This window comes from Pseudoalteromonas sp. XMcav2-N, from assembly GCF_024124545.1.
GTDB lineage: Bacteria > Pseudomonadota > Gammaproteobacteria > Enterobacterales > Alteromonadaceae > Pseudoalteromonas.
On sequence record NZ_JAMXSF010000010.1, the window covers coordinates 124133 to 137398 of the forward strand.

Consider the following 13266-nt stretch of genomic DNA (forward strand, 5'->3'; position numbering starts at 1 on the left):
GTAAAATCTGATAGATTTGTTCTATTTTGGAGAACTTTATAACTTGTAAGCCACTGGCCTACAAATCCAGCGCAGCCATCTGGGACGGTAGGTCAAAACACCAATCACAATAAAGACCACCATAGTTGCACTGCCAAACCAGTATACGAGTCCTCGTGAAACTCCCCAGGAAAAAACACAAACAAACAAAGCGATAAGGTTCAATCCAGTCCCACCGATACGCAACAACCAAAGCTGTTGCCTGGCTGGATGCATAGATAGCCCAATAACCTGACTGTAATGACGATGCATCGCCATGCTGAGCAGCGCAAAACCGAACAACAGCAATATCAGTATTAAAGTGATCAGCATACTAACGGCTCCTTTTTAGCCAAGTGCGATCCTGCATCCTTTTTAGATACAACTGTCGCCGCCAGTCCAAAGCAAACGGCAAATAACCACATACTGAGATCAAAACCGAGCATCAGCCAGTCTGCGTTCAGCAGACTGTTTATGATGCTGTGATGTGTGGTGAGCATATTGACCAGGGGAATAACAAAATAAACAAGGGCTGCGCTCCAAAGCAAAGTTAGCCACTGATTTTGACTCCGATTAATCAAACAAAACAGACAGCACAACACCCATGCAGCAAACAACACATGTATCTCCCAGTCGGCACGGCCTGACATTTCAACAGGAAGTAGCCGGTTACTCAGAAAATAGCAGCCGACTGCAATCGGCAGACCGAGCAAAACACCTCTGTTTAGTCTGGCGATTAGGGATATAAGTAATGGAGGTGTGGCCTCTTTCATCGTCTGCTTTTTTAGCCAGATGATCATTCCGGATGCAATCATCGCAGCGCCAAATAACCCACAGAGGAAATACACCCAGCGCAGATAAATATCAGCAAACAGACCTTCGTGAAGGTGTTCAAGCAGATCATATACCGCAGCAGCCTGTCCTGCTTTGCCAGTCGCTATCTCAACCTCAACCCGCTCTGTACGGGCACGATATTTGAGCAATGAGGCAAACTCAACTCCTTCACTGGTTTCAAACCAGATCTCTATGTGTTCAGTGTCAGTGCCCCTGTCAATGACACCGACAAAGTTGACCGCCTGATCGGTCACTCGCTGTTTTGCATCAGACAGTGCCGTATCTACATTTAACTGAGCTGGCAAAATCTCTGTGGCCAGGGTGGTGTATTCCTCCAGCTGAGAGGCATCATAAAACTGACGATGCATCTGTCTGCCTTCACCATATTGGCTGTCAATGACCTTAGACATGGTCACCCCCATGAGCAACATAACGCCGCTGTAGGTGATCATTAAATGAAACGGCAATGGCAATACACTGAAAACATTGTGAATATCCAGCCAGGAACGCAGGCCTTTGGCGCTTCGAAAAGTAAAAAACTCAGCAAAAATCTTCCTGTGAATGATCACCCCGGTCACCAAACCAATTAGCATGAGCATGCCTGCCAGACTGGTCAGGATATAACCCACCAGCGGCGGCACGTAGTGCAAGTTATAGTGTAGCCGGTACAGGGCTTCTCCACCGCTGGTATCCCGGATAGACGTAATGTCTCCCGTGTTTGGCTCAAGCGGCTTCTCATACCACTGACGACGGACCTGTTTCTCTGGGTCGCCGGGCTGTAACCAAGAGATTTCAATGTAAGGATCCCGCGAGGTAGGCAGGCTCACATACCACTGAGATGCATCATCAGCGTGTTCGCCAAGCTGTGCCATCGCCAAATCAATGGCTTGTTTGTCCAAAATATCATTGCTTGTGACAATTTCGGGCTTCATCCAGCGATCAATCTCGTTTTCGAAGTAACCTAAGCTGCCAGTCACAAAGATAAAATACAATATCCAGGCAAACACCACGCCGCTCCAGGTGTGCAGCCAGCCCATGGACTGTCGAAACCTTGCTTTCATAAGGCCTCCGATACAGAAAGTAAGTGAATAAGGCCATACAGCAAAGCTATTAGGGTCGATACCAGCAAAGTTGCACGCCATGCAGTTCTGACTGTAAATACACTGATCACAACCAGTGTATAAACAACAAAACTCCACATCATACCGGCAACGATGCCATCCACTTTGTTATCCCCGGGTAATTGAGAAATGGCTATGGCGGCGAGGTTAGCAATCGCAAACCCGCCAACCAGGGCAAGTAATACCCGCCAGCCAAGCGCAAAGGCTTGAACAGGCTTTGCTGATAAGCTCATGATATTAAAACCATACTATGAAGAAATAGGCGCCATCTCAGCCACAGTCTAATCAAGTACTATGGCTAAGATGATTTGAGGTTAGAACTGATAGGTTAGTGTCAAACGGATATCACGACCGGCTTCTTTGATACCAACCACGTTTTCATAGCCAGTGATATGACCATAGTCTGCGACACTGCCGTGACTGCGATATGATTCATCGAGCAGGTTCTGAACAGACAAATCCACTTTAAATGCCTCAAACGGCGCATAGCTGATGTAAGCATCAACCAGTTGATAACTTGGCTTGCTGATGGTTTCCAGTTCAGTGACCCAGCCCAGCTCCATAGAGCGATGGAAAACCTCGATATCATTGAGGCTTGCGACATAGTGATAATTCCAGCCCAGTTTAATCTGCTCATTCAGGCGGTAGTTAAAATTAACATTGACCGAATCGCCAACCGCATTCCCCAGCCCGCCATATTCATAGGCAGCCATATCGATACCATTGATTGTAACGGGTTTAGTCGAGTCCGGGGCTGCCGGATCTGGCCAGTTAAATACGGCATTATTCAGTTCAACATCATTGTTGTTGTAGCTGATAATCACATCAAAATTATCCGCCTGATATCCGGCAACCAGCTCAAATCCTTTGCTTTCTAACTCACCGATGTTTTCATAGAAAACGCCTTCTCGGCCTTTAAACTTGTCAAATACCACATCATCTATGGTACTGACATACAGTGACGCTTCCAGCATCCAGGTGCCATCGTTGTATTGCAGACCCAGTTCAGTATTTTCAACCTCTTCAGGGTTCAGGTTTTCATTGGGTGTTAACTCACCGACTGTAAAGGCATCAGCCACCTGCCTGCCACGCAGTGCTTCGGCATAACCCATCGACAGCTTGAGATTTTCAGCAAGTTCGTACACAAGGCCGACGTTTTTACTGAACCCATCCTGTTTTTCCGTTGAAAATGCGTTGCTGGTTGTCACTGGATTGCCATTGGCATCTTTTTCGATAACCCAGACACCATCCACTTTTACCCAGTTTGCATCAATACCATTGTGATCGAGTTCATAACTGTCGTGACGCAAGCCAAAACTCAACAGTAAATCGTCGCGCATTTGCCAGTGATCCTGCACATAGAGCCCAGTCACTGTGCCATCTTCGTCGTAAATGCCGCCAAAATCGCCATAAGACTCAGAGTCTACTTTGTCATTTTTACGCTCGATACCATATGTCACAGTGTGCGTACCAATATCACTGGTATTGCGAATATCGAAGCCGGTCGTTTCAATCGACGCATCCCAGGTATATAACTCACGTTTAAATGATGACCCGGTCTGATAAACCGTGGTTTCTAAATTAATCAAAGCGCTGTGATACCAGGTATGGTTCAGAACCAAAGTTTCGCGCTCCCCCCAGGATGAGAACAGTGGATCGGTTTGTAGCGGTGCCCAGTTGGTTTGCTTACCAAATTTACCTTCTTCTTTGCGGCGCTCAAAACTAACAACCAACTCCTGATTGTCAGTCAGTTGCGTATTAACTTTCACAAAACCCAGGGTCTGATCAGCAGCAGTCCCAGGAATTTCCTGGCCATCACCATCTTCCATGTTCTCCCGGCTAACAGTGACATACGAGGCCAACACACCTATCGAATCGGTGACTTTACCGTATAAAGACACACTTTCTTTGTGACCATCATTGGTAAAATAACTCGCTTTAACTGTACCGCCAAATCGTTCGCTGGCTTTGAGTAAATCATCAGCACTTTTGGTTTTAAAACGAATAGCACCGCCTACGGCGCCTGAACCTGCCGTTGCCTCACCAGCACCCGCTTGCACTTCAACGCTACGCAGCAACTCAGGCTCTATTGCAACACGGCCAATATGGTGGAACAAAGTACTGGTTTGCGGCGCACCATCCACCGTGACATTCACCATGGAATCTTCCAGGCCCCGGACAAAAATCTTTTGTGCAATCCCCAACGAGCCGCCGACCGTAACCGACGGAGTATGGCGAAAAACGTCTTCCAGATCGTTCGCCTGATAATTTTCTAACACCTCAGGCGTGATCTCAGAATTGGTTGTGGCACCAACGACCGCGATCCGCTCTATTTTCTGCTCGTCCGTATCATCGCTAGTCTGCGCAGCATAAACGCTGGTTCCAAAACAGCTCAAAGCAACCGAACAGGCTAAAAGGCTTTTTTTAAACAAATGATTTCTATGTGGGGCAAATGGCATGGTTTACGTCTCAGTCAAACAACAAGTTAAAAGTCTAAATCGGAATTATTGTCATTTAGACTTTTCAGGCAATCACTTTTACAACTGTTACATTTGAGAAATGGGAATCATTATCGTAACCAAAAGACCACCAGTGCTGGGATTATGTGCCGAAATACTGGCCCCTACGCTCGCCAGGTGGCGCTTTGCCAGCGCCAGACCCAGGCCAAAACTGTCATTTTCTGCAAGACGGGCATTCTCAACGCGAAAAAATGGTTCAAACACTTTCTCAAGAAATACCTCCGGGATCCCTGGCCCCTGATCCTGAATTTGAATGCAATACTGCTCAGTTTGCTGTGTCAGCGTGATCTGCACATGCTTTCCCACCGGCGTGTAACGCAGCGCATTGCGAATCACGTTTTCTACGGCAGGACACAAAGCTCGGTGGCAGCTGTTTTGTACAATGGCGTTAGCGGGTGGTTCAAAAACAATACGCCTGTCAGGAAACTCGAACCTGGCATCCTCCACCAGCACATCGAGCAAGTCCACTAAGTCGACGTTTTCTCTTTTTAGCACTGGTTTTTCATTTTCCAACCAGGCCAGTGTCAGTGAATCTTCAACAAGCTTTCGGATCTGAGCGGACTCGCGCGCGATCCGTGCAAGGTGTGTCTGAGCATCATCCACTTCAAAACCCTCTACCGCAATGTCGAGACGAGTAAGCGGCGTGCGTAACTCATGAGACAGATCGGCAATAAGCTGTCGCTGACTGGCGATCAACTCACCAATTTTGGCCGCCATCTGGTCAAAGGTGGCAGCCAGGTGGGCAAACTCATCGTTACGTTTTCCCAAATATCTGCCCAGTCTGACCTTAAAGTTACCCCGACTAAATGCCGATGTGGCACTGTCCAGTTTGCGTAATGGAGTAATAATGTGCTGATAAAGTAATACTGACAGCACAGCTAACACCCCCATCGGGATCAGGACCTGAAGTAAAAACTTGGTGGTTGCCCAGTATGTACCAGGGCGCATCCTGCTGGGTAGCTTTATCAGCAAGCTGGCATTGCTGTGCTCAAAGGGTAATTCCATCACCGGATTTGCGGAAAAATAGAGATGAATTTTCCACTCTATACTGCGCCCAAAATGGTAAGTGCCGACAATGTCTTTGTCTATCGGTTCTCCGGCAAGGTGGATCGCCCTGAAACTAGCGACCGATGCCCAGGTCGATTCTTCCGCCATCAGTTGCGCTAACCAGGCATTCAGTGCCTGAGTATTATTAGCCATGTAGAGTTGCTCAGACTTGATGCGCCACTGCGTCAGCTCTGCACGATCCGCTTTTGCAATCATGCTCATGCTTTCTTCGGTTTTTAATGTCAGAGCATGTAACAGGTAGAAAAATGCCACTAAACCCGTTGCCACAATTAGGCATAATTTCCATAGAAATGTGCGCTTCATTTAAAACAGTACCCCTGGCCATGCACCGTTTGCAGTCGCTCGCCAAACCAGTTGGCATCATTGAGCTTTCTGCGTACCCGGCTTAAATGCATATCCAGACTGCGATCGTATGCGCCAAGCTTTTTGTTCAGTACCGACATATAGAGATCAGCTTTAGGGACTATGGTATTTTGCTGTGACATGAGTGCCCACAGCAGTTTGAACTGGATCGGCGTAAAATCCAGTGGTTTTCCATGCAGCATAATAGACTGTGTATGTAGTGCCAGCGTGAGACCATCCACGGTAATTTCAGACTGAGTGATGGGTGCAGTATTACCGTGACTGCGCTTTAACAGGCGCTCAATTCTCAGCAATAACTCCGTTGCGTTAAACGGCTTTGCTACATAATCATCCGCACCGTGACTGAGGCCCACAATCCGTTCTTCCTCTGCACCTTTAGCGGAAACCATGATCACTGGCTGCTGGCTCGATGCGCGTAGTTTTTGGAGCAAAGTCACCCCATCAAGTTTAGGTAACATTTTATCCAGCAGGATCAGGTGGTGCTGCTGAGTCCTTGCCACTTCAAGTCCGCGTTCACCGTCAAAGCACTGATCGGTGTGGTAGCCCGCCTTGCGCAATAAATCAGCCAGATAGGCGCTTAATGTACTGTCGTCTTCGATTAAGAGTATTTTATGTACCACACAAGGCCCCAAAAGATAGTAATGATAATCAGTTGCAAGTGAGTATCATAAGGACTGCCGCTATAAATGTAAATTGTACTCACATGAGGAATAATGATGTTTGTGCAACTAGCTGATGTACATACTCTGTAATCAGCTGTAATCGAGCTAATTTTAAAGCTGAGCTATAGTCACAAAAATGATAAAGGCCCTAGAAGGAAGCAAACGCATGGCATTTCCTACCGCTGTAAACAGTCAGATCACGGATTCAGTTTCTCAAGTCAATACCAAAGTGCTTGGTGATGCGCCGGCAGTTGCCACGGGTAACTTTATGCTTGCAACAAGCCAGGCGTTGTCTAACGCAGCACATAACGCCAACGTGGCCCAGACATTTCCTATGACCCCTGTCGCCCAAGGCGTCTCAGCGCTGTACGGTATAGATACCGCCAGCACAGGCGCTGCCACCAGCCGGATTTTCCGCTAACAGGTTCCCTCGCTCAGCCATCATGATCCTGGCAAACTATGCTTAGGACTTGATGGCTTTGTGCCATTCAGCCAGCAAAAATGACAATTCACTTGGCTTATTGCTGCACGAGTCTCTATTTAGGGTAAGATGTCCACACGATTTTTACCTGGAAGATTGAGATGTCAGTAGTTTCTTTACAGCGCAATGAGCAGCTCGGCGCATTAACCATTATTGCCATGGTGAGTCTGTCTATTAGCTTTACCGACTGGGCACAACGCGCTGCTGCACTCTCACTTCCTGTTGTTCTTTCGTCCGTCAGTGCCGTTCTCTTTATGTACTGGCTACCCATGATTTTGGGCTATGTACTGATACAAAGGGCAAAAATAACGCACTGGATGCTGCAATTTTTCTCCCTCTATCTGAGCATGGCCGCTGGAGGATGGATATTTGGGGCACTCAGAGCACACTTGCTGGGCATACCTGCCTTTATGCTTAGTGATGCACTTATCATCGCTCTGCCCTGGAGCAGCGCAATACTATTACTGGTAAAATTTTACCTCACCCGAAAGCACTTAAAAGATGAGCAGTTGCTGCGTCAGCAGGCTGAAATAAAAGTACTTCACAGTCAGCTCAACCCACACTTTTTATTTAACAGCTTGAATACTATAGCGGCCTTAGTACAGTCCAGCCCGGGTCAGGCCGAAACGCTGGTGCACAACCTGTCAGCGATACTGCGCTACTCGCTCAAACACGCTATTTCGGACCATCAGTCGTCTGGCGTCGTTTCCTTATCGGATGAATTGTTGATGCTCCATCAGTGGTGTGAAATCGAGCAATGTCGGTTTGGCAATAATCTGCAGGTCGCATTTGACATTGATGAAGCGCTGCTAAGTGCGCCTCTACCCGCCATGGTGTTACAGCCACTTATTGAAAACGCCATAAAACATGGCAACCGGCGGCCTCTGTGCGTGACCATTCATGCGCACTTTGCAGCTGGTCGCCCCACTATCGCTGTTTACGACAATGGCGTCGGCTTTGGGCCAGAGATTTTACTTGGCGGTGTCAAACCGGGCCTTGGACTGGCAATCACCCGGTCAAGACTCGAGCTGGAGGCCAACACTAAGCTGACTCTTTCCAACCAACCAAATGGCGGCGCCAGGGCGCAGTTTGTGTTACAGGAGCTCCCATGCTGAATATTGCGATCATCGAAGATGAACAGCCTGCCTTTGTTAAACTCAAAGCACAGTTAACTCAGTTATGTGACTATCAGCTTGTTTATCACGGTGAGGAACCGGAAAACTTTTTGCGCAGCTTCCGGCAACATTCTATCGATTTGGTTTTTCTTGATATCAACCTGCCAGGGCTCAATGGAATACAACTCAGTCAGGAATTAAAAAATGCAGGCTTTAAAGGCCAGATTATTTTTACCACGGCCTACTGCAAGTTTGCTGTAGATGCTTTTACACTGGGCGCAACTGATTACCTGCTCAAACCCTACACCAACGAACGGCTCGCTCTGGCGCTGTCTCGGGTTCAGGCGCAACTTTCGCCAAATATCGAACCTCTCGTACTGACCAGTAAAGTGGGCGATAAGGTAACACGCGTAGAAGCAAACCAGATAGAAGTCATTAAATTAGAGCATGGCCATGCCATTGCCTACAGCGGCACACAGTCATATCCCATAGACTTAACGCTGGAAGAACTGATGGACACCCTGCCCGATGAGTTTATTCGCATTCACCGCAATGCCATAGTTAACAAACTCAGTATTAGTGCCTTAGAGCGCTGGGTAACCGGAGGTTATCTGATCAGATTAACTCAAAGTGAACAACAAGTGTTCAGTAGCCGCAGTGGGGCCAAACTCCTTCGCCAAAAATTACAGCTTTAACCCTTGAGTAGACCCTGTCCACTCAATTTCATATCTGACAATAATAAACACAGGAAAATTCTATGAAATTTGCAATGCCAATTTTAATGGTAGGGCTGCTTAGTGCCTGCACATCGTCCACCGACCCTGATGTAAAGCATCACTTTATCGAAGACGGTCAGCCTCATCCATTGGTCATTCTGCTCGGTGGCAGCGAGGGCGGAAACACACTGGCTCAGCCACATTTTAAACCGCTCATAGATAGCTTTCATAAGCACGGTATGTCGGTTGCCTCTTTGGCTTATTATGGCACGCCGGGCACACCGCAACGGCAGATCTCACTGCCACTGGATGACATCGCCAGCCGTATTAGCAAACTCGCAGAGCATCCGGGCATTAACAAAAACTGTATTGCCGTGTATGGCTTCTCAAAAGGGGCTGAGTTGGCGCTGCTATTGGCCAGTCATTTTGAGCATATCAACCATGCGGTTGCCGTTATGCCAAGTCACGTTAGCTGGAACGCTGTAAAGACACTGTCTTCTGAGCCGGGCTGGCAGCTTAACGGATCGCCGCTCCCTTACGTTAATGCACCTTTACTTTCCTGGCATATGCAAAAAGGCGTGGTCACCGGAAGTTACACACCCGCATTTTCTGCAGCACTAGACAGGGCTGACACCAAGACGTTGAACGCAGCGCGGATCCCGGTAGAAAAAACTAATGGCCCGGTACTGCTGGTCTCTGCCAGGCAAGATGAAATCTGGCCCTCTCATTATATGGCACAAGAGATCATAGCCTCGCTCAAAAAAGCAGATTTTTCTTATCCATATCAACATCTTGAATTACCAGGCGGCCATTACAGCTTTAACCGCGATGTACAAAATCAGGTTAATCAGTTTTTAACTAAGACTCTGGTCAATGAGTGTCAATAACTGAGTTCTGAATCGACACCAGCCGGTAACTCATCTTATGGGTTTCCGGCTGTTTTTCTCATATCATAATGCTTGTTGGATTTTAGTCTTTTGCTTCTTTAGCCAGGCCAGCTGAGATGCATCATCCACAGACAAGTTTATTGCCTTATTTACTGCTTCTATCGCCAACTGCGGCGAGTCTTTGGCCATCAGCACCCGGCTCAACATGCCGTAAGGCTCGGCAGTGTGTGGATAATAGTCAATCCATTTGTTCACGATGTACTCGGCCTCTTCCAAATACTCTTTAACAACCAGATAATTACTCAACCCCCAAAGTTCATTAAACTCAGGCACCACCTGATAGCCGAGACGGTCAGACAACCCCTGATAGTGCTTATCAAATTGGCGTTTGTCTCCTTTGATCTGCTCACCGGTGATCCACCAGTTACGAAAAACGTAACGCACAGCATCATACAAGCCAATATGTGCTATGGTCATATGATCTTCTGCCTCATAGATATCAGCATGCCAGTTCAGCTTGGGTCCGGCATGTACATCCAGATTCTTTCTCAGGCGAATAAAGTTCGGAATTTGTTGTTCGAATGGTGTATCTCCCTCCGTCGAGATGATGAGCGTTTTATCCAGCTTTAGTCGTTGTGGATGCTGTTCAACAAAAGGCAGGAAATTACTACTCCCCCAGCCCAAAGCCGGTGATAGCGCAATGTAGACATCGAATAACTCTGAAGCCGACAACATACTGTACAAGGTAAATAAGCCGCCCAGAGAGTGCCCGCTGAGTAAATCGAATGAGTTGGTTCGATAGCGCTGTTCAACAAGCGGCATAACCTCAGTGCGAATAAAGGTAAGCAGCTGATGTTGCTCCGGATTAGTGATAACCTGCCCGTTATCCCCGTACGGACTCAAATCCCGACTTCGAGAACGCGTTTCAATCCCTACAACTATCATCTCAGAAATACCACCTTGCAGGTAATGGATCATACTGGCAGCATGCTCTAACTGTGCGCTGGCATCGGTCAGGTAAAGTACCGGATAGCGCCGCGCTTTGTTTTCCCTGCTAAAATAGCCTGTTGGCAAAGAGATATGCACTGTCCGTTGTTGTTTGAACACCTTTGAACTGATCGGTATCTCTATGTCTCTGTCGTTGCTCCAGGATACGCCAGACAAAAGTAACAATAGTACTAAGCAAACTTGCTTCATTTCCATTTACTCCATTGTATTTATTATTAAAAAGCGCTTAAATACTCATCCGCATGAGTACACAAACAGGTGCAATGATGTGAATGCACGAAAGCACCTACTGAGGGCAAATTCCGGTTTGACCATTCACACCGACTGCGTAGCGCAATAGAGCATGAAACACATACAGGGGCGATGCAGTCGCCCTAATTTTTACCTTAGGAATTTCTTAGGTCATATAAATCAATAAGTTAAACATGGAAAAACTCACTAACGCTTTTGCAATAAACGACATAGTCATTGACCCTCTGCGTAATCAGGTGCAGCACCCGGACGGTGTTAACACGCTGGAACCAAAAGCAATGGCCTTATTATGTGTACTTGCTGCAAAGTCCGGTACAGTGGTTGCACAAGAGACCCTGTATGAAGCAGTCTGGCCCGGTCGTGTTTTTTCACCCAGTTCGTTACAACGTCTGATCGCACTGCTAAGAAAGGCGCTCAGGGACAGCAGCAAGTCACCCAAGATCATCTTTACTCATGCCAAACAGGGTTACAGCCTGGAAGCCAGAATTTCACAGCCCAAAACCCGCTCTGAAATACCGTCCAGAGCAATCATATATGCAATCACAGTTTCCCTGTTACTCTCTGTTATTATTACTTATATTTATTCCAAACCAGCGGCATCTATCTCCTCGACCCAACCGTTTACCTTCACTTCTGAGGCTGAGTTTGGAGGTCAGTTTTCGCCTGATGGGGAGGCCATTGCCTTTCTGCGCAAGGGGATTGATAAACAAACTAACCTGATTGTCAGGAAACTTAAAAAGCCGACTCAGGACCTGTACGTAACCGATAATCAGATCCGCGATTTTATATGGCTTACGAACGAGCAACTGATAGTTGCACTGGCAGATTCTGATGGAGTAAAGCTGACAAGATATACGCTAACACAATCTGGCGTTCAATCTCAGCAAAGCCTCCCGACAATCGAGCATCTGAGTGATATTAGCCACCTGCATAAGGGGCCCGGTTCTGCGCTCTATTTTGTTGCACATCAATTACACAATACGTCGTCTTCTGATCAAGTCGGCGGGTTGGGTACTGCGATTGTGCAGCTCAACTTGGTCAGCTTTGAGTTAACGACGCTGATGCCCCTGTCTGAAACACAACGAGTGGTGGATCTGGCCGCTGCTCCTGATGCCCTTTATATTTCATTGTTTGAACATAAATCCAACAGCACACTGGCGAAGATTGAACCTGAGCTCAAAACTGTCACCCCCGTACATTCAGAACTTGATGGGCTCTATAAACTGGCATGGGCTGAGCGCTTGCAAACGCTGGTGTTGCTGGACAGCTTAAAGCCTGAAATATTTACACTCTCAGCCGATAACCAGCTCGTGCCTGTTGAGCATGATTTATCTACAGGCGTCGCCAATGCGGACATTTTTCAGGACAAGCTTCTCAGCACTCAGGTGCGTCAGAATATCAAGGTGTTTAGCAGCCGTAATCCAGACACAGCGCTCATTGACAGTAAGTATGAAGACTACCTTGCCTCAGTGTCACCTGACGGCCGTCGTGTGGTATTTGTTTCGAATCGCAGCGGTTACCCTCAGCTTTATCTGACAGATCACCACACCCACCCCGACGTTATTTTTTCTAACCCTCTCAGAGAAGATTTTATTTCACGCGCTATCTGGCATCCATCAAATAACCGGCTGGTGTTTGCTGCTGACAACAAGGTCTATGAGTATACCCCGGCGACGCGTGAGCTTTCAGAGTTAGCTGTTGGGCAACAGATCAGCAGAGTCGAATACTGGCAAACCTCTGAACAGTCAAAGTCCGAGGTGCTTTACCTTGCCGATGCCGGGCAAGCCAATATAGTGAGCTATGAAATCCACTCCGGTGACGTGAAGTTGCTGCCCGGCTCTGGGCACCTTGTCTATGCAGACTCGGCGTTTCAAGTATATTGGCACGATAATACACTCAGTACATCTGCCGGTCATCGCTGGCAACCCGATAGCGGAAAAATACGCCACGCCTTCTCCGTGGATGAGCGTATTCTGGTACAGATAGCGGCTTCGGATACTCCTCAGCTGCTTGAGTTTAACCACCAGCTCACCCTGCTTACTCAGCGGCCGCTGCCTGATTCAGCCCAGTTTGTGAGCAGTGCTTTCTATACCGGGCAAAACGCCCTTATTTATTATTATTCGCACTGGAAAAACACCGACAGTGACCTGATGCTCTCAAAGATCAATCCCTGAGTGGTGGTTTACATACGTTCAAATTAACGCTAGCTTCGTACCTGATAA

Annotated in this window: 12 protein-coding genes; 5 read left to right on the plus strand and 7 right to left on the minus strand. The window is 47.5% G+C overall.

What is annotated here, in order from left to right; translation table 11 throughout:
• Positions 1-36: 36 nt before the first annotated feature.
• The 6 genes from NH568_RS14240 to NH568_RS14265 form a co-directional block, all read right to left on the minus strand.
• Positions 37-351 (minus strand): DUF3325 domain-containing protein, encoded by a 315-nt coding sequence (locus NH568_RS14240; RefSeq protein ID WP_253048319.1) that lies wholly within the window; start codon positions 349-351, stop codon positions 37-39.
• Positions 345-1913 (minus strand): PepSY-associated TM helix domain-containing protein, encoded by a 1569-nt coding sequence (locus NH568_RS14245; protein WP_253048321.1) that lies wholly within the window; start codon positions 1911-1913, stop codon positions 345-347. The genes NH568_RS14240 and NH568_RS14245 overlap by 7 nt, the downstream gene beginning before the upstream one ends.
• Positions 1910-2206, minus strand: a complete 297-nt coding sequence (locus tag NH568_RS14250) for a hypothetical protein (RefSeq protein ID WP_156202450.1) — start codon at positions 2204-2206, stop codon at positions 1910-1912. Before NH568_RS14250 ends, NH568_RS14245 begins: the two co-directional genes overlap by 4 nt.
• 81 nt (positions 2207-2287) lie before the next feature.
• On the minus strand, positions 2288-4405 hold the full coding sequence (locus tag NH568_RS14255; RefSeq protein ID WP_253048324.1) for a TonB-dependent receptor: 2118 nt from the start codon (positions 4403-4405) through the stop codon (positions 2288-2290).
• A 114-nt stretch (positions 4406-4519) separates the two neighbouring features.
• Positions 4520-5827 (minus strand): sensor histidine kinase, encoded by a 1308-nt coding sequence (locus NH568_RS14260; protein WP_253048325.1) that lies wholly within the window; start codon positions 5825-5827, stop codon positions 4520-4522.
• 32 nt (positions 5828-5859) lie between these two features.
• The gene (locus NH568_RS14265; RefSeq protein ID WP_253048326.1) at positions 5860-6543 is read right to left on the minus strand and encodes a response regulator transcription factor; all 684 of its coding nucleotides are present in this window, start codon (positions 6541-6543) and stop codon (positions 5860-5862) included.
• Between the two features lie 208 nt (positions 6544-6751).
• Between NH568_RS14265 and NH568_RS14270 the strand changes: the two genes are divergently transcribed.
• The 4 genes from NH568_RS14270 to NH568_RS14285 all read left to right on the plus strand — a co-directional run bounded on the left by NH568_RS14270 (position 6752) and on the right by NH568_RS14285 (position 9784).
• Entirely contained in the window at positions 6752-7006 is a 255-nt protein-coding gene (locus NH568_RS14270; protein WP_253048328.1) for a RebB family R body protein, read from the plus strand.
• A gap of 161 nt (positions 7007-7167) precedes the next feature.
• Entirely contained in the window at positions 7168-8181 is a 1014-nt protein-coding gene (locus NH568_RS14275) for a histidine kinase (RefSeq protein ID WP_253048329.1), read from the plus strand.
• Complete coding sequence (locus NH568_RS14280; RefSeq protein WP_253048330.1) at positions 8175-8876, plus strand: LytTR family DNA-binding domain-containing protein; 702 nt, start codon at positions 8175-8177, stop codon at positions 8874-8876. The genes NH568_RS14275 and NH568_RS14280 overlap by 7 nt, the downstream gene beginning before the upstream one ends.
• Positions 8877-8938: 62 nt before the next feature.
• Positions 8939-9784, plus strand: coding sequence for an acyl-CoA thioester hydrolase/BAAT C-terminal domain-containing protein (locus tag NH568_RS14285; RefSeq protein WP_253048331.1), 846 nt, complete (start codon positions 8939-8941; stop codon positions 9782-9784).
• A gap of 63 nt (positions 9785-9847) precedes the next feature.
• Here the strand turns inward: NH568_RS14285 and NH568_RS14290 are convergent, their stop codons facing one another.
• Entirely contained in the window at positions 9848-10981 is a 1134-nt protein-coding gene (locus NH568_RS14290; RefSeq protein ID WP_253048332.1) for an alpha/beta hydrolase-fold protein, read from the minus strand.
• Between the two features lie 236 nt (positions 10982-11217).
• Here NH568_RS14290 and NH568_RS14295 point away from each other — a divergent pair, with 236 nt between their 5' ends.
• Positions 11218-13218: a winged helix-turn-helix domain-containing protein gene (locus tag NH568_RS14295; RefSeq protein ID WP_253048334.1), complete on the plus strand. Its 2001-nt coding sequence runs from the start codon at positions 11218-11220 to the stop codon at positions 13216-13218.
• Positions 13219-13266 lie beyond the last annotated feature (48 nt).